The 24111-nt window shown below is 68.7% G+C and carries 15 protein-coding genes; 3 read left to right on the forward strand and 12 right to left on the reverse strand.

Features of this window, described 5'->3' with window-relative positions:
* Positions 1-43 precede the first annotated feature (43 nt).
* Complete coding sequence (locus ACFVT5_RS07630) at positions 44-1249, forward strand: erythromycin esterase family protein (RefSeq protein WP_389882521.1); 1206 nt, start codon at positions 44-46, stop codon at positions 1247-1249.
* Here the strand turns inward: ACFVT5_RS07630 and ACFVT5_RS07635 are convergent.
* From ACFVT5_RS07635 to ACFVT5_RS07660, 6 genes are all read right to left on the reverse strand, one after another.
* Entirely contained in the window at positions 1224-4418 is a 3195-nt protein-coding gene (locus tag ACFVT5_RS07635) for a chondroitinase family polysaccharide lyase (RefSeq protein ID WP_389882523.1), read from the reverse strand. The genes ACFVT5_RS07630 and ACFVT5_RS07635 overlap by 26 nt on opposite strands.
* Positions 4419-4505: 87 nt before the next feature.
* Positions 4506-5444 carry a family 16 glycosylhydrolase gene (locus tag ACFVT5_RS07640; protein WP_389882525.1) on the reverse strand — a complete coding sequence of 313 codons (939 nt, stop codon included), beginning with the start codon at positions 5442-5444 and terminating at the stop codon, positions 4506-4508.
* A 75-nt stretch (positions 5445-5519) separates the two neighbouring features.
* The gene (locus ACFVT5_RS07645) at positions 5520-7457 is read right to left on the reverse strand and encodes a DUF3459 domain-containing protein (protein ID WP_389882527.1); all 1938 of its coding nucleotides are present in this window, start codon (positions 7455-7457) and stop codon (positions 5520-5522) included.
* An 86-nt stretch (positions 7458-7543) separates the two neighbouring features.
* On the reverse strand, positions 7544-8422 hold the full coding sequence (locus tag ACFVT5_RS07650; RefSeq protein WP_389882529.1) for a carbohydrate ABC transporter permease: 879 nt from the start codon (positions 8420-8422) through the stop codon (positions 7544-7546).
* Positions 8423-8430: 8 nt separating this feature from the next.
* Complete coding sequence (locus ACFVT5_RS07655) at positions 8431-9387, reverse strand: carbohydrate ABC transporter permease (protein ID WP_389882531.1); 957 nt, start codon at positions 9385-9387, stop codon at positions 8431-8433.
* Positions 9388-9394: 7 nt separating this feature from the next.
* A complete protein-coding gene (locus ACFVT5_RS07660) occupies positions 9395-10756 on the reverse strand; it encodes an ABC transporter substrate-binding protein (RefSeq protein ID WP_389882533.1) in 1362 nt (453 codons plus the stop codon).
* A gap of 177 nt (positions 10757-10933) precedes the next feature.
* On the opposite strand from ACFVT5_RS07660, the gene ACFVT5_RS07665 reads away from it, so the two are divergent.
* Together ACFVT5_RS07665 and ACFVT5_RS07670 are read left to right on the forward strand one after the other, a co-directional pair.
* The gene (locus ACFVT5_RS07665; protein ID WP_389882535.1) at positions 10934-12220 is read left to right on the forward strand and encodes an ROK family protein; all 1287 of its coding nucleotides are present in this window, start codon (positions 10934-10936) and stop codon (positions 12218-12220) included.
* A 144-nt stretch (positions 12221-12364) separates the two neighbouring features.
* Entirely contained in the window at positions 12365-14338 is a 1974-nt protein-coding gene (locus ACFVT5_RS07670) for a DUF5107 domain-containing protein (protein ID WP_389882537.1), read from the forward strand.
* A 128-nt stretch (positions 14339-14466) separates the two neighbouring features.
* Here ACFVT5_RS07670 and ACFVT5_RS07675 read toward each other — a convergent pair whose 3' ends face one another.
* The 6 genes from ACFVT5_RS07675 to ACFVT5_RS07700 all read right to left on the reverse strand — a co-directional run bounded on the left by ACFVT5_RS07675 (position 14467) and on the right by ACFVT5_RS07700 (position 24090).
* Complete coding sequence (locus ACFVT5_RS07675) at positions 14467-16725, reverse strand: alpha-L-fucosidase (RefSeq protein WP_389882539.1); 2259 nt, start codon at positions 16723-16725, stop codon at positions 14467-14469.
* A gap of 22 nt (positions 16726-16747) precedes the next feature.
* Positions 16748-17644: an SIS domain-containing protein gene (locus tag ACFVT5_RS07680; RefSeq protein WP_389882541.1), complete on the reverse strand. Its 897-nt coding sequence runs from the start codon at positions 17642-17644 to the stop codon at positions 16748-16750.
* 122 nt (positions 17645-17766) lie between these two features.
* Positions 17767-20043: an alpha-L-fucosidase gene (locus ACFVT5_RS07685; RefSeq protein WP_389882543.1), complete on the reverse strand. Its 2277-nt coding sequence runs from the start codon at positions 20041-20043 to the stop codon at positions 17767-17769.
* A 578-nt stretch (positions 20044-20621) separates the two neighbouring features.
* Positions 20622-21197: a DUF1062 domain-containing protein gene (locus ACFVT5_RS07690; protein WP_389882545.1), complete on the reverse strand. Its 576-nt coding sequence runs from the start codon at positions 21195-21197 to the stop codon at positions 20622-20624.
* A 371-nt stretch (positions 21198-21568) separates the two neighbouring features.
* On the reverse strand, positions 21569-23320 hold the full coding sequence (locus ACFVT5_RS07695) for a beta-galactosidase family protein (protein ID WP_389882547.1): 1752 nt from the start codon (positions 23318-23320) through the stop codon (positions 21569-21571).
* 137 nt (positions 23321-23457) lie between these two features.
* Complete coding sequence (locus tag ACFVT5_RS07700; RefSeq protein WP_389882549.1) at positions 23458-24090, reverse strand: hypothetical protein; 633 nt, start codon at positions 24088-24090, stop codon at positions 23458-23460.
* Positions 24091-24111: the final 21 nt, after the last annotated feature.

The following is a 24111-nucleotide window of genomic DNA, read 5'->3' on the forward strand; positions in this document are numbered from 1 at the left end:
GCGGCCAAGTTTCAACCGCAGGTTCAACGATACCGTTGAGGGCATGGCTACTGACATCCAGCACACCGCCCATGCCGTCGAGGCCACCGCTGTCATGAAGCTTCTTCCGGTCCGGCCGCGGCTGCTCGCCCTGGGCGAGCCCACCCACGGCGAGGACACCCTGCTCGACCTCCGTAACGACCTGTTCCGGCAACTCGTGGAACAGGAGGGCTTTCGGACCATCGCGATCGAGAGCGACTGCCTGATGGGCCTGGTCGTGGACGACTACATCGCCTCGGGCACGGGCACGCTCGACGAGGTCATGGAGCGCGGAATCAGCCACGGGTGGGGCGCGTCCGCGGCCAACCGCGAACTCGTGCGCTGGATGCGGGCGTACAACGACGGCCGGCCCGCGTCCGAGCGGCTCCGCTTCGCCGGTATCGACGGCCCGCTGGAGATCACCGGCGCCGCGAGCCCCCGGCAGGCACTCCTCGCACTCCACGACTACCTCGCGGCCCGGGTGGACACCGACCTGCTCCCCTGCACCGCGGAAACACTCGACCGCCTGACCGGCCCCGACGGCAGGTGGACCAACCCCGCCGCGATGAGGGACCCGGCGCAGTCCGTGGGACAGTCGGCCGAAGCGATGCAACTGCGGCTGCTCGCCGACGATCTGGAGGCACTGCTCGACGCGCAGACGCCGCATCTGATCGCGTCGACCTCACGCGAGGACTGGGACCGAGGGCGCCTGTACGGGCGCACCGCCACCGGCCTGCTGCGCTACCACTTCTGGATGGCCGACACCTCACTGAGCCGCATGACGCGCCTGGTCGGCCTGCGGGACCAGATGATGGCCGACAACCTCCTCGCCCTGGGAGAACAGGGCCCGGCGCTGGTCCACGCCCACAACGGCCATCTCCAACGGAACAAGAGCACGATGCGGATGGGCGGACTGCCGCTGGAGTGGTGGAGCCTCGGCGCCATCGTGAGCGCCCACCTGGGTGCGGAGTACGCCTTCCTGGCCACGGCGCTCGGCACGATCCGGCACCAAGGGGTGGACACCCCGCCGCCGGACAGCGTCGAAGGACTCCTGTACGCGCTCCCGGAGGACCGCTACCTCGTCGACGCCGTCCGGCTGGCCACCGTCCTGGGGGACACACGGCCCGCCCCGCGCGTGTCCCCCTACTACGGTTACGCCCCGCTGGACCCGGCCCACCTGGCCGGAAACGACGGGATCGTGTTCGTCAAGGACGTCCTGCGGACCCAGTGACCGCACGGGTCAGCCGGAACTGCACCGGCCGGCCCTCGACCGTACGCACGGAGACGACCGTACGGTTCCCCACGATCCTCGCGCTCCACTCCCGGTCCGGTTCCGTCCGCCAGCGGCCCTCCAGGGTGATGGTCAGGGTGTGCGGGGCGCTCGGGTTCCGGAACCAGGGGCGGGAGTACGCCGTCCAGTGCCCGGTGTACTTCCCCTTCTCGTACTGGGCGTGGTCGCGGCCCTCGTACAGCCGCAGATCGGGGTCGCACACGGACAGGACCAGTCCGTCCTCGCCCTGCGCGCGAGTCAGCAGCATCACGGGGGTGTCGACGCCACGCACCAGCGGGTCGCGGAGATCACGCGTGGGCTCGAAGACGGCGTACCCCGTGATCCCGGTGACACGGTCGCGGACCACATGCGCGGTGTCATCGGCCCGCAGCACCCGGTACGGGGCCCGTTCCGCGTCGGCCATGGCAGCGGTGAACTCCGTCATCGACTCGGGTGTGGCGCCCACCAGCAGCGCGTACTCGTACGCGGAGGCGCGGGGGGCCCGGCCGTGCCGGAGCCACGCGGTGGCGAAGTCGCCGCGTGTCTCGGTGTCGGTGCCGTGGTGACGCGAGGTCTGGGTGGTACGCGAGATACCGACGCGCTGGCCTGCCGGGAGGTAGTACCCGAGCCCCTTGTCGTCGAGCAGCCAGGTGGCTTCCGGCAGTGCGACGTCGGGCCGTTCGTACGGGAACGCGGTCACCGGGTCCGGGCCGCCGGTCCAGGTCGGTGCGCCGGTCGTGGCGAGCCGGGTCTGGAAGAGGGTGGTCTCGGTCTCGTGGGCGGTGTTCTCGTTGCCGATCCCCGTGCCCAGCGCGATCACCCTGTTGTCGAACAGGAAGACCGAGATACGGGCCCGGTGGCTGCCGTCGTACTTCGGGTGCTCGCGCAGCCGCATCGCGAACATGCCCTGACGGTCGTCGATGGTGTGACCGCCCGCGAAACGCTCCTCCGTCAGGAGCATCTCCTCGATCGTTCCGGTGAGATCGGCCTTCAGCGCCGGCCAGGGCTTGTGGATCGTGGTGGTGCCCGGCCGGCGGTTCCAGTCGTAACCGTCATGGCTGTAACCGCTGTCGAGGTTGGTGACCCAGGGGCTGCCCCGGTGCAGCACCTGGATCTGCCCGTAGGTGTTGTAGCGCCCGTACCAGTTGGAGCCGTCGTAGATCTCGGTGGACCACTGGTAGCGGTTGTGGCCCCGGACGGTGACCTGCCAGGTGTCGCGCCGCTGCACGGCGAGCGCCGCGTAGTTGTAAGCCCATGCGCCGGACGGCGCCTGCTCGGCGGTGATTCCGGCAGCGGCGAGTCGCGCCGCGACCTTCTTCTGCGCACCGTCCGGCGAAGCGGGCAGCAGCCGCAGAAATGCCGCGCCGACCTCCGGGTCCAGGTCCTTCGAACCGTCGGGGGTACCGGCGACGGTCAGCCACTGGAAGGCGTTGACGGACAGTCCGGTGGTGCCGCCGGGGTTGCGTCCGCTGAGCGTGAGCGGCCAGTGGGAGGTGTTGCCGACCACCCGGAGCGTGAGGAGGGCGCGTTTCACCGTGCTGTGTGCCTCGGTGGAGATACGGAACAGGCCGCCGCTCAGCAGATGGATGAGGGGCGCGATGCCGTTGAAGGCGTCGCGCGCGTAGTCCGGGAAGAAGCCGACGTGGTGGAAGGTGGTGCCGTCGGACTTCATACCGTCCTGGATACCGGTGGTGGGCAGCAGATACCGATCGAGCCAGTCACGCAGCAGCTTCAGGTAGGCGATCCGACGGGCTTCGCCGTCCTGGAGCAGTGCGACGGCGAGCATGCCGCGCACGGTGGTGTTGATGATGTCCGCGGTCGAGCCGTGACCGTTGCGGAAGTCGAAGCCGCGGAAGATCCGGCCGAACCCGCACAGCCAGGTGAGATCGGCGCGCACGGTCTCGAACAGACCGGCCCCGCGCAGGACTTCAGCCATCAGGAACAGGGAGTCGTAGTAGCCGATGAGGGCATACCCGGCGTGGTGGATCGTGCCGAGACAGCTTCCGTAGGCCCAGCCCTGGTCGCGCAGTCGCCGTACGAGACGCAGATACAGCTCCGCGAGGGCGGGCCTGCGCGCCGCGTCGGCCACGTCGTACGCCTGGGCGACCCGGCGCATATGGGTGGTGACATCGGTCAGACTGACCGCGTTGACGAAGGACTTGAGGTCCGCGGCGATCTGCGGCGGATAGATCTGTGACTGGTACGAGAAGACGGGGCGGCCGTCGAGCAGCGTGTTCGCCTGGCCGGTGAGCGCGGCGACATAGGCGTCGTCGACGCGGGGCGCGGCGGCGAGATAGTCGTCGTGGTAGCGGGTGAGCAGCGTCCGCAGCGCGTCGCGTTCGGCCGTGGTCGGGTCGGGGGTGTCGATCGCGGCGCGGCTGAGGAGACGGTCGAAGAGATAGAGCGCCTGCCAGTGCTGCTGGTCCCAGTCCTCGCCCTCGATACCGATCTCGGGGACCTGGGCGTCCCGGCAGGGGGCGTCGGGGCGCAGGGCGACATTGGGCAGCAACTGGTCGATCCAGAGGGTGCCGGACCGCCGGGGAGCGATGACGCGGACGGTGTCCATGCCCGTATGCGGGCGGCCGTTCATGTCGTACGCGTACCGCACCCAGGCGGTACGCCAGCCCGTGAAGTCGAGACGGAACGTGAACCAGCAGTCGGTGCGGTGCCCGCGCCCGAACTCGAAGCGGACGGCGTCGTCGGTGGCCGTCTCGTTGTAGATCCAGACGGAGAAGGTGTCGACGGTGCCCTGCCACGCCTGATCGGCGAGGGGCTTGGTCTCGTACGGGTCGGGGGCCCAGGCCAGATCGGTCGCGACGGTGACGACGGAGCCGGGAGCGTGGTCCCAGCGCAGCGCGTTCGTGCCGCACACCGAGGCCCGGTCGCTGAGGGAGAGCGCCGATCCGGGGCCGGCGGTGAAGTGCGGTGGGATCGCGGATTCCAGGAGGAAGGCGGGCGGCCGGAGCGCCAGAGCGCGTTCCTCCAGCGCGGTCAGCGACGCGGCTTCGGCGGCCGGGGCCGCGTGCGCGTGCGGGGCCGCGAGGAAGGGGAGCGTCACGGCGCCGGTCGCCGCCGCACCGTAGGCCAGAAGTCTCCTGCGGGAGACGGGAGTTGGGGTGAGCGCGTCCATCGGGTTCCTTACGCAGGGGTGGTGGCGTCCGCCGCCGGACGCCACCACCGGATGTCGCGGAATGTCACTGCCGGATACCGCGGGAGGTCACTGCCAGACGCGGATGTAGTCCACGTAGAAGCTGGACGTCGAGTCGAAGACCTCGTCGTGGATGGAGCCGTCCGCCCACTGGTCGAGGATCTCGTGCGAGAGCAGCGGGTACTCCTTGGCCTGGCTGATCAGCTTGGGGTCGGTGACCGTGCGGACGACACGGCCGTCATAGGTGAAGTCCAGCCGGTTCGGGGTCCAGTTGAGGCCGACGGTGTGATAGCCGGAGTGCACGCCGGGCGCGTCGGGGACGGTCGACGACTGCTGGTGCTGCGGTGGGCTGAAGCTGTCCCAGTGCAGGCTGACGGTGTATCGGTCGGCCTGCGAGTTGGTCTCGGCGATGTCCATCTCGGCGCCGTCGCGCGCCGTACCGTCGTACACGCCGCCGGGTGCGAGACCCGCGGTCGGCAGCAGCCATACCGCGCCGAGATGGCCGTTGGTGGGCGGGAACTTCACCCGGGCCTCCAGGGTCCCGTAGGTGTAGTCGAACTTCCCGTTGCTGTCGATCAGCGCACCGGTGTAGGTGTTCGGCGCGGGGTTGCGCACCTTGATCTCCAGCGCGCCCTTGCCGTCGGTGCCGACATTGGCGGGGTCGTAGCTCCAGGTGTCGGGCGGGACGGTGCCGGAGCGGGGCCAGTTCCGTGCCGTCCACTTGGCGGTGTCGAGCGCGGCACCGTTGAACTCGTCGCTGAACACCAGGGACTTGGCCGCTTTGGCCCCGGTACGGACGAGTGGCTTGGCGTGACGCGGTGTCGTCGTGTCCACCATCGGTGACGCGGCGGGGCCTTGCCGGGGGGATGCCGCCGCACCGGCGGCGGCCGGCGCGGCGAGCAGGGCGGTGGTCAGAACGGTGGTCACAGCGGTGGTCAGGCCGAGCGCCGGAAGCAGTATCCGGGCGCGTCGGGAGGAGGAGCTTGGGAGGTGCGGTCGGTCGGCCACGACATTGTGTCCTTCCTGTGGGGGGTGGAGCGGGGAGGTGGTGTGGGGTGGGGACGTGGTGCGGGTGTGTGGGGGTCAGCGGTCCGTGATTCGGTACAGATGGACGCCGAGTCCGTCCAGACGGTCGCTGTAGCGGCCGTTGGACTGGATGAGGGCGCGGTCCTCGAAGAGCACCTCCGCCTGCGCGTTGCCCGGTGCGTGGAACGACACGGGGCGCGGCTCCTTCGAGAGGTTGACGACGAACAGGTAGTCGGCGCCGTCGTGCCTACGGGTCGTCCAGCGCAGGTCGTCGTCGTGGGTCACCCGGATCCCGTGTGCGCTCCGGTCGGAGAGGATCACCGGGGAGAGTTCGCTGATCTGCGAGACGACCGCCTTGGTCTGGTCGAGCAGCGTCGCGTACGGCACGCCGTTCGCGTCCCGCTCCAGATCGAACCGCGAGTAGTAGATCAGCCCCTGCGCGCCCGCGACGATGGCCTGCCACGACATGCTCCGTACCTCCACGAGGTTCGGGGCGCGGTCACCGAAGTGCTTGTAGTTTCCGAGGTTGTGGATCTGGATGACGGTCCAGACCGCGCCGTTCGGCCGTTCCGCCAGGGCCGCGGCCGTGCCGGTGAATACCGTGCCGGGAAGGTCGGTCGGCTTCCCCTTGACCGGATAGTTGTCCGTGCCGAAGACATCGGTGACGTCCTGGGCGTCGTCCCCGGCCCACACCCGGTAGTCGACGGAGTAGGCGGGGTGGTTGAAGTCGTTCTGGATGACGGAGGCATAGCGCGGGCGGACGACCGGACCCTCGGTGTCCGGCGGGGTCTCGTCGTTGATGTACCAGCCGAGCAGCGACGGGTGGTCCTTGTACTTCAGGACCTCGGCGGCGTCGGCGTTGCGGTGGGTGAAGAGCGTCTTCATCCCCATCGCGTGGGTCTGGTCGAGGATCGGCGCGGTGGGCACGTGGTAGGACAGCACGGTGTTGAACGCCGCGTACTTCAGATCGACCAGGTTCTGCGAGGTGGTCGGCCCGTTGTAGGCACCGAGCGGGAAGAACAGTTCACCGTTGTGCCGGGTGCGGCCCCGTGCGTCGAGATAGGTGCTCGGCACCTCCGACGCACGCAGCTTGCGCAGGGCGATCGTCTTCTCCTCGATCACCGCGCCGTCACGGGTTCCGGCACTGATCCGCAGCGTGTACGCGCCGTACGCCAGCCGTGCCGTCGGGTAGGTGTACCGCAGGTGTGCGGCCCCGGCGAGCGTCTTGGTGTGGACGGCCTTGCCGGCGGCGTCCGTCAGCTCGACCCGTACCGCGTAGGTGTGCGCCTTGCTCTCCGCCGGCGGATACAGCCCGAGGCTCAGATCGATCTCCCGGTGTTCCCCGGGGATGAGCAGCCCTCGGTAGGCCGGAGATGCCAGTTTCGCGCGCAGCAGCTTCGGCTCGTGGCGGGTCACCACCAGGTCGTCGATCCACGCGGAGCCGGTGGTCTGCCGCTGGAGATAGAAGATCGCCTTCATGTACGCGGCGCCCGCGGGGGCGGTCTGCGGACCGCAGGTCAGCTGTACCCAGTCGGTGGAGGTGGTGGCGCCGGTGTAGCCACCGCCGAGATAGCAGCCGTCCTCGGCGTACCACTCCATGGCGATCGACGCGCCGCCGTTCTTCAGGCCCGCCGTCTTCACCCAGGCAGAGACGGTGACCGGGACATAGTCGTCGGCGGTGTGCGGGATCTTCTTGGTGGCGAAGACATAGGTGGAGGCGTCGGGCCGGGTGTACCGCAGGGACTGGGTGCCCGTTCGGTGTTCGGCGGTGTCGTACGCGGTGAAGCCGTTGAACCACTCCGGGTCGGCGTTCTCGAAGGAGCTGGTGAACACCACCTTCGGAGTCGAGTCCACGGGCGACATGGGGAGGGCGGCCGGTGCGCCGGTCCGGACGGCTGCCTGCGCCGGGCCGGTGGCGCCGGCGGTGGCGAGCAGCCCGGTCGAGGCGAGGGCCGCGCCCGAGGCGAGCATGGCTCTGCGGGACGTGTGGTTCATGTGCGGTCTTCTCCCTGATGAGGTGGTGCGGAAGGGCGGGTGGTGGCGCGGGGCGGAGGGCCTGGGGTGTTTGTCGGCGCCGAGGGCTATTTGCCGACGCCGAGGGTGAGGCCCTCGACGATCCGGCGGCCGAGCCAGAGGTAGATCGCGATGATGGGCAGCACGACGATGACGATGCCGGCGAAGAGGCCGCCCCAGTTCGAGGTGTACTGCATGGTTCCGTACAGCCCGAGCAGGGCCTGGGGGAGTGTGTACATCTCGGTGTCGGTGATGAGCACCAGCGCGAGCAGTGTCTCGTTCCAGAGCGAGATGACCAGCAGGATCAGGGCGGTGACAATGCCTGGGCGGGCCAGCGGAAGCATCACCACCCGGAAGGTGCGGAAGCTGGAGCAGCCGTCGAGAGCCGCGGCCTCCTCCAACTCCTCGGGCAGCGAGCGGAAGAAGGCGGTGAGAAGGAAGACGGTGAAGGGGAGGGACGACGCGACATAGATGAGGTAGAGGCTGATCCGCTCGTCCCACCAGCCGAACGTCGCGTACATGTAGCTGCTGATGTTCTGCATCCAGACGAAGACCGGGATGATGACGGCCTGCATCGGGATGCCCATGCCCATCACGAAGGCCATGGTCACCAGTTCGCTTGAGCGCCGTCGGCTGCGCGCCAGCACATACGCCGCCGGGGCGCTCAGGGCGACGACGGTCAGCGAGGACGTGGCGACGATGACCACGGAGTTGATGAATCCGGTGCCGAGGTCGGAGGCGTTCCACGCGTCCGTGAAGTTCTTCGGATCGAGGGAGCGGGGCAGCCGGAAGGGATCGGTGAAGATCTCCGCGCCGTTGCGGAAGGCCGTCATCGCCACCCAGAGCAGCAGGAACACATTGAAGCCGGACCAGATCCAGACGACCGGGACGCCGAGGAGCCGGAAGGGGCCGGTGGAACGGCGGGTACGCGAAGGGGTGTTGACCATGACGCTCCTCAGAACTGGATCGGGTCGCGGCGCATGACCCGGCGCAGCAGTGCGACGAGCAGCACGATGAGGACGACCATCACCACGCCCATGGCGCAGGCGTAGCCCAGTTCGTACGACGGATTGCGGCCACCTGTGGAGACGAGGAACTGCTGGATCGTCAGGGTCCTGGAGCCGACCGGTGGTGCGTCGCCGGTGCCGCTGAACGCGTAGATGAACTCGAAGATCTTGATGGAGTTGATCACCCAGAGCACGGCGGCGACCGAGACCACGTCCCAGGTGAGCGGCAGGGTGACATGCCAGAACTTCTGGAACTCATTGGCGCCCGCCAGTTCGCTCTCCTCGTAGTAGTACGGCGGGATGCGGTCCACTCCGGCCATCAGCAGGATCACGTAGAAGCCGGTGGTGACCCAGACGATGCCGACCATGATGGTGCGGAAGATCTGGTCCGGGGCGAGCCAGTTCGTCGCGAGGGCGTCGAGTCCGGTGGCGCGCAGTGCGGCGTTGACCAGTCCGTCCGGGGCCAGCAGCAGGCCGAGCGCGACACTGATGGCGATGGGCGAGACGATGTGCGGGAAGAACAGTAGGGAGCGCAGGGTCTTGCGGCCCCGCATCTGCCGGAGCAGCACGGTGACGGCGAAGGCGAGGACGAAGATGCCGATGCCGCACAGGACGACGATCTCAAGGGTGTTGCGGAAGGCCGTCCTGAACACGTCGTCGGACAGCAGCCGTCGGTAGTTGGCGAGTCCGACGGGTTCCATCCGGTCGCCGGTGCCGCGCCAGCGCTGGAAGCTCACATAGACCCCCACGAGGGCGGGTGCGACGAAGAGCGCCAGATAGACCAGGAGCGCGGGGGCGACGAACGGCACGTGGATTCCGCGCTGTTGACGGGCGAGCGCCCCCATGTCGCGGGGGGCCGCCTTCGGCCGCAGCCGGTTCCTGGCGAGTGTGGTGAGAGTCGACATGGGCCGCTCAGCCGTTGTTCTTGTGGTACTCGACGCTCTTCTCCTTGACGGTCTTCACGAAGTCCTCGGCCCCGTCGGCCTTGCCGTTGAAGAAGTCGACGACCGTCGGCTCCCAGACATCGGTGACCCACTTCGCGGCGACGCCGCCGCAGTTGTCGTTGGGCTGGAAGAACTGGCCGTCGGCCGCCGCGTACTCCTTGGCGTAGTCGCTCAGGGTGGCGGGTGCCGGGATGTCGGTGCGCGGGGTCAGATTGCCGGCCTCGCTCGAAATGCCGGTGAGCTGGTCCTTGTTGAGGAAGAAGCGGATGAACTTCTTGGCGGCCTCGGCGTTCCGTGCCTTGGCGGGGACGGCGAAGCCGATGATTCCGGCCTGGGTGGCGCTGTTGCCCTTGCCGCCGTCGACCTCGGGGTACTTCATGGAGCGGTAGGAGATGACCGAGTCGACGTCCTTGCCGGACTTCTTCAGTGCCTCACCGGTCTCGCTCGGCGCCCAGGTGCCCATGAGGAGGAAGTCGGTCTTGTTGGTGCCGGTGGCCCAGCCGGTCTGCTGTGCGGGGAACTTGGTCGCGTTGAAGTCCTTCGGGAAGTAGCCCTTGCCGGTCAGCTCCTCGATGTCCTTCGCGGCGGCCAGGAACGCCGGGTCGTCCCAGGCGGCGCCGGTCTTGTCCGCGCACGCCTTGCCGAGCAGTCCCACACCGCCGTGGCGGACGATGCTCCAGGTCATCCAGTAGGCGTCATAGCCGGAGATGTCCCCGTCGAGAGCGAGAGGCGTGCGGCCCTTCTGCTTCAACGCGTCGAGTGTGCCGGTGAACTGACTCCAGGTCAGCTGTTCCTTGCCCGCCAGATCGGGGTGCTTCTTGCCGTTGTACCAGAGGGTGGAGCCAATGACCTCGTACGGAACGACCATCGGCTGGCCCTCCTTGGTCCGGGCCGTCTCCACCAGGCTGGCGGGGATGATGTCGGAGACCTTCTGGGACTCCCCGGTGATCTGCGCGTCGTAGACGTCCTGGAGACCGAGGGCGCTGTCGCCGAGTACGGCGTGCAGTGAGCTGCCGTCCTGATCGGTCAGATCGGGCGGATTGCCGGTGTTGAGCCGGGGGACGACCTGCTGGAGCACCTGGCGGCCGGCCCACTGGACCTTGACCTTGATCCCGGTCTCCTTGGTGAAGTCGTCGATGGACGCCTGGAGAACCTTCTGCTGCGGCTCACCCTCCCGCCACATCGACCAGTAGACGAGCTGGGAGCCGGCGCCTTTGCCCCCCTGGTCGCCACCGGTGGCGTTGCAGGCCGTGAGGGCGCCGAGCGCGGTGAGCGCTCCGACCCCGGAGACCAACTGTGTGAGACGTCGCGAGCTGAACAGATTTGGCATGGTGATCACTCTCGTGCTGGATCGGAGCGTGCCTTGTCGAGCGAAGACAGTTCGACTAAAGTCTGAACGAACTTAGTTCGTGCAGTGTGCGAACTAATGAGCGCGAAGTCAATAGGTTGGTACACAGGCGCTGTTACGTGAGCGCTGGTACACAGGCAGAGGGGAAGAGGGGCACCAATGACGGCGAATGAACGGTCCACTGCCGCCGTGACGGTCGACGCGAGCAAGGTCGCCACCGTCCGGCGGACCAATCTGGGCCTGCTCCTCCGACTGCTCCGCGATCATGGAGCCCGTTCCCGGAGCCAGATCGCCATGGAGAGCGGGCTGCCCAAGGCGACCGTGTCGAGCCTGATCGGCGAGCTGGTGGAGCGCGGCCTGGCCCGCGAGGGTGCCGCCGACCGTAGTAAGGGCGTCGGACGACCGGGCCAGTCCATCGAGGTGGACGGCCACTCCATCTGCGCCCTCGGTCTGGAGATCAACGCCGACTACATCAGCGCCCTCGCCCTGGACCTCCAGGGCACGGAGATCTTCCGTACGCGGCGGGCCGTGGATGTACGGGAGCTGGGTCCGGAGCCCGCCATGGACGCGATCGCCCAGCTGATCCAGGAGGGCACGGCGGCCGTCGGGGCCCAGGGGGTCCGGGTGATGCGGATGTGCCTGGCCACCCCCGGAGTCGTCGACGCCGAGACAGGAACCGTCGTCTTCGCACCGAACATCGGCTGGCGCGGCACCCCGGTCACCGAGGGGCTGCGCGCACGCCTCGGCCCTTCGGCACCGGATCTGTGGGTGGAGAACGACGCACGGCTCGCCTCGGTCGCCGAACACGCGCGGCTCGCGACGCGAGGCGTCACCGATCTGGTGCTGCTCACCGGCGAGGCAGGTGTCGCGAGCGGCATCATCACCCATGGCAGGCCCCTGCGCGGACACGCCGGGCTCGCGGGCGAGATCGGCCATGCCGCGCTCGGACTCTCCGACCAGCCCTGCCCCTGCGGACGCGTCGGCTGCTGGGAGACGGTGGTCGGACTCGGCGCGCTGCTGAGCCGGGTCGCGGACGCCGGCGATCCCGTACGGGACCCCGCCCGCGACCTGGAGGAGCGGATGGCCGACGTACTGCGGCGGGCCGAGGGCGGGGATGAGCGGACGCTGCGGGCACTCGCGGAGACGGCCGGGAGCCTGGCCCACGGCGTGAGCATCCTCGCCGATGTGCTCAATCCCCAAGTCCTCGTCCTGGGCGGGTACTTCGCCTATTTCGGGGACTACTTCATCCCGGCGGTACGGGAGCGGCTCGACGCCCGGGTCATGCTGCCCTCGTTCCCGATGATCGAGGTCACCCGCTCCCCGCTCGGCTTCTCCGCCGCCGCGTTCGGAGCCGCACAGTCCGCCCTCGACGCCGTCTTCCAGGACCCGACGCTGGTCGAAGCCCCGTCGGCACCCTCGTCCGCCGGAACCCGCCAGCCCCACTGAGGCCACCGGCACCACCGAATCCGCAGATCCCACCGAACAGACCGCTGCCACCGACGCCCCGGGGCCCACCCGCGCGTCCCCCGGCGACGGTCCGGTTCCGCCCACCCGCACGGAAGGATCCCCGATGCCCACGAGTGACTCGCGATGAGTGAACTCCGCATGGCCGGCCTGGTCATACCCACCGCCGAGACGGGACCGGCCAACCCACTTCCCCCGCTGTTCACGGGACAGGACACCCACGCCGTCGCCGACGCCTCCGACGCCGACGAGGAGATGCGCCGCAACATCGGCTACGGACGGCTCACCTCCGTCCTGCCGTACACCATGCAGGACCGCTACGGCAGGGCCCGGACCCCTCGGGAACACCGCGTCGCGGTGCTGGAGAACAGCACTCTGCGCGCGACATTCCTCCCGGAGACCGGCGGCCGGCTCTGGTCGCTCGTACACAAGCCGACCGACCGTGAACTCCTCTTCCGCAACCCCGTGTTCCAGCCCGCGAATCTCGCACTGCGCAACGCCTGGGTCGCCGGCGGAGTGGAGTGGAACACCGGCACGATCGGCCACGCCCCGACCACCTGCGCACCGCTGCACACCGTCCGGGCCGAACGCCCGGACGGCACACCCGTCTTGCGGATGTACGAGTTCGAGCGGCTGCGCCGGGTGATCTTCCAGATCGACGTCTCGCTCCCCGACGACTCCGACGTCCTCCTCGTCCATGTCCGGCTCATCAACCCCAACAGCCATGAGGTGCCCGTCTACTGGTGGTCGAACATCGCGGTCGCCGAAGCCCCGGACGTCCGGGTCCTGGCACCGGCCGACAACGCCTGGCAGTTCTCGTACGACCACGTGGTACGGCGGATCCGCGTCCCCGAGTACGACGGACTCGACCGCACCCGCACGACCCGCGCCCAGGAAGCCGCCGACTACTTCTTCGAGATCCCACCCGGAAAGCGGCCCTGGATCGCGGCCCTCGACGGACAAGGCCAGGGGCTCGCACAGACCTCCACCCGCCGGCTGGGCGGCCGGAAACTGTTCCTGTGGGGGCGCCACGCGGGAGGCAGACGCTGGCAGGAGTGGCTGTCCGAGCCGGGTCTGTCCTATCTGGAGATCCAAGCGGGCCTGGCCCGGACCCAGTTGGAGCATCTGCCGCTGCCCGCCGGGGCCGAGTGGTCCTGGGTCGAGGCGTACGGGCTGCTCAGCGCGGACCCCGCCACGGTGCACGGCGAATGGGCCGGGGCACGGGCCGCGGCCGAGGCGGGGCTCGCATCCCTGATCGCCCCGGACCGGCTCGACGCGGAACTCACGGCGGCGTCCGAGTGGGTCGACAGCCCGCCGCTGGAGGTGCTGAGCGACGGTTCGGGCTGGGGCGCGCTGGAGCGGCTGCGCAGGACCGCGAGCGGCGACGACTCGCTCGCACGGGCCGCGACACCCTTCCCGGACAGCACCCTGGGCCCCGAGCAGGAGCCCTGGCTGGCGCTGCTCGGCGAAGGCACCATGCCCGCCACCCTGCCCGGCACCCCTCCGGTGTCGTACGAGACCGACCCCGCCTGGGCGCCGCACCTGGCGGACGCGCAGGACTGGTTGGGGCTGCTGCACCAAGGCGTACTGCACAGCGCACAGGGCGACTTCGCCCTGGCCGAAGCGGCCTGGTCCCGCTCGGCGGCCGTGACACCGAACGCCTGGGCGCACCGCAATCTGGGCGCGCTCGCCGACCACCGCGGAGATCTGAAGGCGGCGGTCGACTCGTATCTTCAGGCGCATGAGCTGACACCTCATCTGCTGCCCCTGGTCCATGAGTTGCTGGATGTGCTGATCCGGGCCGGGCTGCCGTCCCTGGCCCTCACCGTCACGGAACTCCTCGGCAGCGAGCAGCGCGCCGACGGCAGGGTCCGGTTGCTGGAAGCGCGCGCCGCGCTCGACGCCGGCGAACTGGCCCGCTGTGGCGCACTGCTCGACGAGGGCATCGAGGTCGCCACGATCAGGGAGGGCGAGACCTCGCTGGGCGATCTGTGGCACGCGTACCAGTCACGGTCGGCCGAGGACACCGCGCCCGAGCGGCGCGCCACGCCCCCGATTCCCCGGGCGTACGACTTCACACTGCGTCCGGTGACGGACTGACCGGGGCCGGCCACCGGCGATGGTGCGGACGGGGTGAAGCGACGGCCTCGGCGGATGGACGCCGGGGCCGTCGCTCGCTGCCGAGCCGGATCCGGGCCGACCCCTGATCGGGCCGACCCTTATGCGGCCTACCGGCTGACCGGGGACAGCACTTGCAGTTCGGCCAGGGACAACGGAGCACTGGCCGAGGTGAGTTGGACCCTTACATAGCGTCCGGTCGTATCCGCGGGGACACGCGTCGGAGTGCCGGCGCCCTTCTGCTGGTAGTAGGCCCTGACCCCGGGCTGGGCGAGGGTGTCCTTGACGGAGGTCCCGGTGAACGGGGTGTCGGAGACGAAGACGTAGTACGCGCTCAGTCGGTCGGCGCAGCAGTCGGTGCGGTTCCAGACGGCGATGTCCGCGATGGCCTTGCTACTGCCCAGATCGACCTGCCACCACGCCTCGGACTCGGGCTCCTTGGTGTGCGTGACGGAGTTGTGGCCCCAGACACCGTCGGTCTTCCCGTCCACGGCGCGCTCCGGGACGCCGCCCCAGCCCACACTCTTCTGGGTGGCCGGTTTCCCCTCGGCGACATTGTCGAACCGTTCCACACCACCCCACATGACCTGGGAATGCTCGTACGAGACCCGGCCGAACGTGGAGTGTGCGGTGAACCGGTACCGCTGGGGATCCACGCCCGGCGGTGCCTGGACGGTGAAGGTCAAGGTCCGGGACTCGTGCGGGGCGAGTCGGTTCACGACCGCCTTCCGCGGTGTCACCTCCCAGCCCGCCGGCACATCGAGGCGGACCCGCCCGGCCGGTGTCGCCTTGTCGAACGGGTTGGTCACCGTGACCTTCGCGCTGACCGGAGCGCCCGTCTCAGCGGCGGGCAGTTCGAGCTTCAGCCGCTGAAGCTGATGGACGCCCGGTGTGGTGATCTTGAAGGTGTACGCGTGCTTGCTCCGCGTCGCCGTGGCGCCCTCGGCGGGCATGGAGATCCGCACCGAGTCCCCGACACGCTGGAACGGGAGTTTCGCGCCGTCCGAACCGAGCAGCGTGACGGAACTGTCGCGCGCGACCGGAAGGTCCCCGGAGAGGGTCAGTTGCTCGCCGGGCCACTCCAGGGCGGTGGCGTACAGCGTGCCGTCCTTCATGGTGTAGCGCACAGGGACATCGCTCTTGTCGTCCTCGGCGTGGTTCCAGTAGGTGGTGCCGTAGATCGCCTCGCCGTTGATCTTCAGCCAGGCGCCCAGGTCCCGTACCCGCTCGGCCTGCATCTCGGGGATCGAACCGTCCGCCTTGGGGCCGAGGTTGAGCAGCAGATTGCCGTTCTTGCTGACGATGTCGGTGAAGCTGTCGATCAGCTGGTCGGAGCTGAGCAGGTCCTCCGGGGTCTCCTCCGCGTTGTATCCAAAGGAGCCGCCGAGACCGCGGGTCGCCTCCCACTTCTCGGGCTTGATGTCCGGCTCGACGGTGTACTCGGGGGTCTCGAAGTCACCGATCCAGTTGCCGCAGCGGTCGTTGACGGCCACTTCCTTGGGCTGCGGCCGGTTCTTCGCCCGGTTGTAGAACCGGGCCATGAACTCGTTCGCGTTGTTGGGCCCGTTGCTGTCGCACCAGATGATGTCCGGGTCGAACTCGTCCGCCAGTTCCAGCATCTGCGGATACTGATGGTCCATCACATAGTCCTTGACCGGCTTGTATCCGGTGTACGGAATGTCCTTGCCGGTGTACGGATTGACCATGCCCTTGCGGAGCTGGCCGCCGACCGGGTGGTACCACTCGATCATCGAGTAGTAGAGGCCGCGCTTGAGCGGCGAGTCCTTCGCCGCGTCCATGAGTTCCTTGACCAGATTGCGGCGCGGTCCCAGGGCCACGGTGGAGCGGTCGGTGGTCTTGGTGTCCCACAGCGCCACGCCGTCATGGTGTTTGGTGACGAGATCGAAGTACTTGCCGCCGCCCTCCTCGAAGAGGTCCAGCCACTCCTTGGGGTTGAATTTGTCGGGCTTCCAGTCCTCGATGAAGCGGTCGTAGGGGTAGTCCGCGCCGTACACCTCCTTGTGCCGTTTGTTGGTGTCGCTGCCGGCTTCGTTCAGGAGTCGGACATAGTGCTCGGCGTACGATGCCTGGCCATGACGGTTGGGCGCGTACGCCGGTACCGAGTACGGCCCCCAGTGGATGAAGAACCCGAGCTTGGCGTCGTCGAACCACTTCGGTGAGGTGTGTTGCTTCAGCGACTCCGGGGTGGGCTGATAGTCCCCCGGGTCCGCGGGGTCCGCGGCAGGGGTGGTGCTTCCGGCGGCTGCCGCCGGTGTGGTCGGCAGCGCGGAGACTCCGGGCGCCGCGGCCAGCAGAAGGCTCAGCGCACTGAGTCCCGCCAGTTGTCGTAGTCGTTTTCGTGCGGTCATGTCTCTTCCCTTCTGAGGGTGTTCAGGACACGGCGAGGACGACCGAGCGGGTGAGGTGGCGGGGCCTGTCCGCGTTGAGCCTCTTGGCGGCGGCCACGAGGGCGGCCAGTCGCTGAACCCGTACGAGTTCCGCCAGCGGGTCGAGGCCGCCCGCCACCCACTGGGCGCCCGTGGCATGCACCTCGTCGGCGAGGCCCGGCGGCGGGTCGCCGATCATCCAGGTCGCCGTCCCCGGGCTGGTGATGGCGATCGGCCCGTGCCGGTACTCCATCGCCGCGTACGCCTCGCTCCAAGTGAGCGCGGCGCCCCGCAACGTGAGCGCTGCCTCATGGGCGAGCCCGACCGTCCAGTCATGGCCGAGGAAGGTGAACTGCGCCCGTCCGGCGAGGCCGAGAGGCAGGGGGTCCGCGAGCGCGTCCCGGGCGTCCTCCACCGCGGTGTCGGTGTGCAGACCGAAGTGTGCCCGCAGCAAGGTGAACGCCGTGGTGGGGAACCGGGTCTGGACGACGGACCGCTCGTCGGCGTAGTCGAGAACGATCACCCGGTCCGCCACGCGGACGACGGGCGCCCGGGGGTCGGCGGTGATCGCCGTGGTGGGCGTGGTGCCATGGAGCCGGCCGAGGAGCGACAGCACCTCGGTGGTACGCCCGGAGCGGGTCAGCGCGATGACCCGGTCGTAGCGTCGGCCGAGAGGGAACGCGGAGGCCGCGAAGGCGTCGGACTCGCCGAGGCCGTGGCTCTCGCGGAGCGCGGCGGCGGCCTGGGCCATGAACAGTGAGGTTCCGCAACCGACGACGGCGATGCGTTCGCCCGGCGCGGGCAGGGTGTCACGGTACGCGGGGGCGGAGTCGGCCGCCCGGCTCCAGCATTCGGGCTGGCTCGCCAGCTCTGTGTCCATGTGGCGCGGAGTGTGCCGCATGCTGCCTCCTTCGGCGGGGAGTGGGTGAGGCAGAGTCGGGGCTCCGTCGGCACGCGCGCCGAGCGGGGAGGCGTCCGCGCGTGCCGACGGAGTGATCGGAGGTGTCCTCGGGGCAGGTCAGCTCAGGACTTGGGGCTGAAGACCTGCACTTCCGCCAGCGAAAGCGGCGTGGTGGAGGTGAGCTGCACCCGTACGTACCGGCCCTGGCCGTCGACACGGATACGGGCCGGAGCGCCCGCCACATCCTCCTGGTAGTACGCCTTCACCCCCGGTTGCGCGAGTGTCTCCTTGACGGAGGTGCCGGTGAACGGGGTGTCCGAGACGAACACGTAGTACTTGCTGAGCCGATCGGAGCAGCAGTCCGTGCGGTTCCACAGCGAGATGTCGCTGATCTTCTGGTTGCTCTGGAGGTCGACCTGCCACCAGGGCTCGGCGTCACTGTTCTCCACGGTGTGTGTCACCGAACCGCCGAAGAACGTCCCGTTGGTGTTGCCGTCGACGGCCCGGCCGGCGACCGCGTCGATCCGGGTGCTCTTCTGGGTGGCCGGCTTGCCCTGGGCGACATTGTCGATCGAGGTGACCCCGCCCCACAGCGGTTGCGACGCGGAGTACCGGATCCGGCCGAACTCGGCGTCCACGGAGAGCGCGTAGCGGTCGGGCTTCACATCGGTCGGCGCGGTCACCGTGACCTCGACCGTCCGTGATCCATGGGCGGGCAGTCGGTCCACCGCGAAGGTGTCCTGGCTGACCGTCCATCCCTTCGGCACCGTGAGGGAGGCCCGTCCGGGCGACGAGGTGCGATCGGAGGGATTGCTGACCTCGACCTTCGCTGTGAAGGGCACGCCGGCCTGCGCGAGGAACGGCACACCGGCCTGTGGGCCGGAAGGCAACCGCAGCTTGGTGCGGAGCAGTTGGCGTACTCCCGGGGTGGTGATCTTGAAGGTGTACGCGTGCTCGCTCTTGCTCGCGGACGCCCCTGCCGCCGGCATGGTCACCGTGACCGAACCGTCGTCGGCGCGCTGCCAGGGGAGTCGCTTTCCGTCGGAACCCAGCAGGGTGATGGAGCTGTTGTGCGCGACCGGCAGATCACTGGAGAGCGTCAGCTTCTCGCCGGGCCACTTCAGCGCGGTGGCGTACAGCGCGTCGTCCTTCACGGTGTAGCGGACCGGCGCCGCGCTGGCCGCGTCATCAGCGTGGTTCCAGTAGGTGGTGCCGTAGATCGCCTCGCCGTTGATCTTCAGCCAGGCGCCCAGGTCCCGTATCCGCTCGCCCTGCGTCTCGGGGATCGAACCGTCCGCCTTGGGGCCCATGTTGAGCAGCAGATTGCCGTTCTTGCTGACGATGTCCACGAAGCCGTCGATCAGCGCGTCCGACGAGAGATAGTCTTCGGGACCCTCGGCCTGGTTGTAGCCGAAGGAGCGGCCAAGGCCGCGCGTGGCCTCCCACTTGGCCGGGTTGATGTCCGGCTCCACCGTGTACTCCGGTGTGGAGAAGTCGGATATCCCGTTCCCACAGCGGTTGTTGACGGTGACTTCCTTGGGGTGAGGGCGGTTCTGGGCGTTGTTGAAGTACTTCGCCATGAACGCGTTGCTGTTGTTCTTGCCTCCGATGTCGCACCACATGATGTCCGGGTCGAACTCGTCCATCAGCTCCAGCATCTGCGGATACTGATGGTCCATCACATAGTCCTTGACCGGCTTGTATCCGGTGTACGGAATGTCCTTGCCGGTATACGGATTGACGGGCCCGTTGCGGGTCCAGCCGCCGGCCGGGTGGTACCACTCGGGCATCGAGTAGTACAGGCCCTTCTTCAGCGGGTAGTTCTTCGCCTCGTCGAACAGTTCCTTGACCAGATTGCGGTGCGGGCCGAGGGCAACCGTCGAGCGATCGGTGGTCTTGGTGTCCCACAACGCGACGCCGTCATGGTGCTTGGAGACCAGGTTGAAGTACTTGGCACCGCCCTGCTGGAAGAGGTCCAGCCACTCCTTGGGGTCGAACTTGTCGGGCTTCCACTGCTCGATGAAGCGGTCGTAGTCGAAGTCCTCGCCGTAGGTCTTGCGGTGGTGCTCGTACCAGGGGCCTCCCTTCTCGCCCATGTGCTGCCAGTACCACTCGGCATACGAGTTCTTCGGCGCCCAGGCGGGCACGGAGTAGGGACCCCAGTGGACGAAGAAGCCGAGTTTGGCGTCGTTGAACCACTCCGGTGACGTGTGCCGCTTCAGGGACTCCGGGGTCGGCAGGTAGTCGTCGCCGGGCGAGCCGGCGGCATCGGTGACGTTCGTGAGGGGGGTCGGCTCGGCCGCCGGGGTGGCGGACACCGGGGTCGAGCCCAGCGTTGTCGCGGTGCCAAGCGCGGCCAGGAAGGCCACGGCTTTGAGTCTTCTCCTCGTGCGGCTCATGCAGTCTCCAGCCAGAGAGATCCGATGTCTCCAGGAGGCTAGGGAGGGGAAGTTGAAGGCCACAAGGGTTTGGACAGAGTTTGTTCAAATTGAGGTCCGATGTATCGACCATGCGTCAGACGGGTGCGACAGGGACAGCTCCGGTCCTCCTCGATCGGCCAGTAGCGTGGGCGACAACGGCACGACACCACGCTGAACCTGGACGTGCGGGACCGGGAGGACGGCAAGTACGACGCCGAGTGGCAGCGGCTGTTCCGCGAGGGGATGGACCTGGCGGAACAGACCGCACACGAACTCGGCCCTGCCCGGACAGCGACCTACAAAGCGCTGGCACATGGTGGCCTGGACGCGCTGACGTCGGTCACCTGGCAAGCGGGCAGGGAGTTGTGGACAGATGAACGTCGCCGGTGGAGCGGGGAGAAGACCGCGTACCTCCGCTGCTCGGCGATCGTCCAGGAGTTCTCACGCGGCTGCACGGCCGGTGGTCCTCGGACCATCCGTTCGGCCGTGCACCGCGATGGGAACCGGCCGAACCGGCCGGCCGCCGGTCCCATGTCAGGCGTCACCGTCCTTCACCGTCACCGGACCACAAAGCTGAAGTCCTGCGCGCAGCGCCCGGTCAGCTCGCGGTCCGAGGAGGAGATCTGTCCGGCGGCGACGCGCTTCGTGACCTCGGCGCGCGACACCTCCAGGCCGGTCGCGATGAGTGTCGTCAGCCTGAGCGGGATGCGTTGGGCGAAGTGGACGCCGACGTCGAGGATGTCGGCTTTCGGTAGCTCGACGGGGTCCATGTCCAGCGTCCACGCATCGGCCCAGTCGAGCCTGACGTCATTGCGGCGCACTACATCCGAGTCGGCCAGCAACTGCGCCGCCAGCGCGGGATCGTTGTCGTGGAAGCGGGTGAGCATCGTGGGCTCGATGGAGCGGACGTGGACGCGTTCCAGCACCGTCAGTTTGACCGTCTCGCCACACCGGGCGCACAGCGCCAACAACCAGACGTCGAGCAGCTTGTGGTTCGCGTTGACGCGGAATCGTCCTTGGGTTCTGTACTCCGTCGAAGGGCAGGTCCGGCAGCGGCGCCGGATCGTCGGAAAGTCTGTCGGACGTACGAGCCACTGCGTCGTGGCGCGCACGAGGAAGGTGTCTTCGTGCACCAGGGAAGGCCGATCTGCTGCGAGATCTTCGTTTCGGCGTCGGCGCCGCGCGGATGGGCGCGGCGCCGGATCGAGCCACGGGTGCCATGAAGCGGGCAGCCGGACGTCGATGACCTACCGAGGGCACACCAAAACAGCGCGGCGGCGTTACGCGGCCACGGGCCCGTCAGGGCGCGGCGTGCCTTCTCGGCGCGATGAACGTCTCAGCTGGTGTACAACGGCCCGTCCTTGACGGAGGTGCAGGGGCGCCGGTCGGCGGAACCTGGATGACGGCATGACGGTAGTGCCGGTCGGTCGTGCCACGCCACCGAAATATTCGACGGCGACCGACCTCGCGAGGCCGGTGCCCTGCTGTCGTCATGCGCGCCTCCTCACTCGTCGGTCGGGCCCAGGTCGGCCCGCTCGCGGAAGTCGACGGTACGGGCGCGGTGCGCGGCGTGCAGTTCGAGGACGACGACCTCATTGGCGCCCGTGCGCAGTACGGGAGCAGGGACGTACAGGGACCGCTGCGGACCTCGGGACCAATAGCGGCCGAGCGCGAAGCCGTTGACCCAGGCGGTGCCCTTCGTCCAGCCGTCGAGATGGAGGAACGTGTCCGCCGCCACGGCAAGTTGGAAGGTACCCCGGTGGAATGCGGGACCGGTCGGCGCGGCCACCGTGGCGGCGAACGGCAGCCCGTCCAGCGCGGTCAGGGGCAGCGGTCGGCTGGTCCATCCGGTGAGTGGCGTGCCGTTCAGCAGGACCGTCCCGGGCAGTCCCTTGCGGTCGTGGATGCCGGGGCCGTAGTTGACGCGGCCCTGATTCTCCACGAGCAGGCTCAGGACGCTGCCCGCCCGCCGCACGGTGAACGCGAGGGCATGCTCGTGGTTCTCCCGCTCCAGGACGCCGAGGGGCTGACCGTCGAGGAAGACCTGGGCGCGGTCACGGACCTGGTCGACTTCGAGGAGTACGGGCCCCGGTTCTGGCAGGACCGTCTTGTACAGGACGAATCCGAAGTCCTGGCCGAGCTGCTCCATCGTCAGAGGACGGGCGGACTCGACGGCGGCTCCCAGGGCCGGCGCGCAGTCGAGCAGGGCGGCGCTTTCGGTCAACGGGACGGCGGGGACGGCGAGTTTGGCCGAAGGTGCGGGCTCGGGTTCGGCGGGGACCGGCGCGTACTTGGCGATGACCTCACGGAACGCGGTGAACTTCTCGGTGGGGTCGCCGGCTTCGTCAAGGGGCGCGTCGTAGTCGTAGGACGTGACGGTGGGCCGGTAGGTGTGCTTGTCGTTGGCGCCGTTGGTGAAGCCGAAGTTCGTCCCGCCGTGGAACATGTAGAAGTTGACCGAGGCCCCGGTCGCCAGCAGTTCGTCCAGCTCTCGTGCGGCCTGATCGGGGTCGCGGACCACATGGCGGCCACCCCAGCGGTCGAACCAGCCGATCCAGAACTCGGCCGACAGCAGGGGGCCTTGGGGCCGGTGCGCGCGCAGGGCGGCGAGATTCTGGGCCGAGCGGCTGCCGAAGTTGGCCGTCGCGAGCACTCCCGGCAGCGAGCCGCGCTCCAGGTCGGCGGGTTGGTCGCAGGTGAACAGCGGGACGTCGACCCCGCACCGGCGCAGCGAGTCGGCGAGATGTGTCAGATAGGCGCTGTCGTCGCCGTAGGCCCCGTACTCGTTCTCGATCTGCACGGCGAGCACGGGACCGCCGCGCGTGGCGAGATAGGGCCGCAGCGGCGTGAGGAGTCGGGTGAAGTAGTCGTCCACCGCCGTGAGAAAGCGGGGGTCGCGGCTGCGCAGCCGGATGTCGGGTTCGGCCAGCAGCCAGGAGGGCAGGCCGCCGCCCTCCCATTCCGCGCAGATGTACGGGCCGGGGCGGAGCAGGACGTGCAGCCCCTCGGCGGCGGCGAGGTCGAGGAAGGCGGGCAGATCGAGCGCGCCGTCCATCTGGAACACATCGGGCCGGGGCTGGTGGAGATTCCACGGGATGTACGTGTCCACGGTGTTGAGGCCCATGAGGCGGGCCTTGCGGAGCCGGTCGGCCCACTGCGCGGGGTGGACGCGGAAGTAGTGCAGCCCGCCGGACAGGAGCCGGAAGGGTTCGCCGTCGAGGCGGAAACCGTCGTCGTCGATCTGGAGAACGGGCATGTGCTGCTGCTCCTGTGCTCAAGGGGAGTGCCAGGGGGCCAAGGGAGCCGCACCTCAGGAGTATGTTTACGTAAACACACTGGTCATGGCAAGACCCTGGAAAGGTCGGAGCCGTACCGTGCCCCGGGTCGAGTCCGCTACCCGCGGCTGAGGCGGGAGACCAGTCCCCGGTGCGCCCATCCTGTCCGGCGCAGCCCCGCCCATACGCAGCAGGCGGCCATGCCGAGCGCGAGCGCGGCCGAACCGAGTGCGGACGGGGCGGCGTTCATCACGGCGATTCCGATCACCACGGCGACGACTCCGTCGAACTGCCACGCCACGACCAGAAGACCGGAGATGTCACCGAGTGGCGTGACGATCGGCAGAAGCAGTCCGAGTGGCAGATGCAGCTTCATCTCACGCAGGAACCTGGCACCCAGCACCAGCACCACCGACCCCGCGACAAGGAGGACCGTGTTCACCAGGCGTCCGCCGTGAAGCGGCCACTGGATCACGAACGCGAGGCCACCTCCCAGGCACGCTCCGACCAGCACGGCGACGACAGGCCACGTCAGCGAGCGGGCGAGCGTCCCACCCCACCACTCACGGAACAGCGGAGCCAGGGTCAACTCGTCGCGCAGGCCACGCCACGTCTCGCTCACCCATCCGGACCCCAGGTACACACAGACCGGCCCGGCCACCCACGACAACCACGCCAGGCTGCTTTCCGGCCCGGCCGCACCGAGCGTCAGCACGGCACCGCCGATCAGCAGGAGCGGTATGGCCGCCATCGCGCGACCGGGCGTGCGTAG

Source organism: Streptomyces sp. NPDC058001 (assembly GCF_042886315.1).
Taxonomy (GTDB): Bacteria; Actinomycetota; Actinomycetes; order Streptomycetales; family Streptomycetaceae; genus Streptomyces.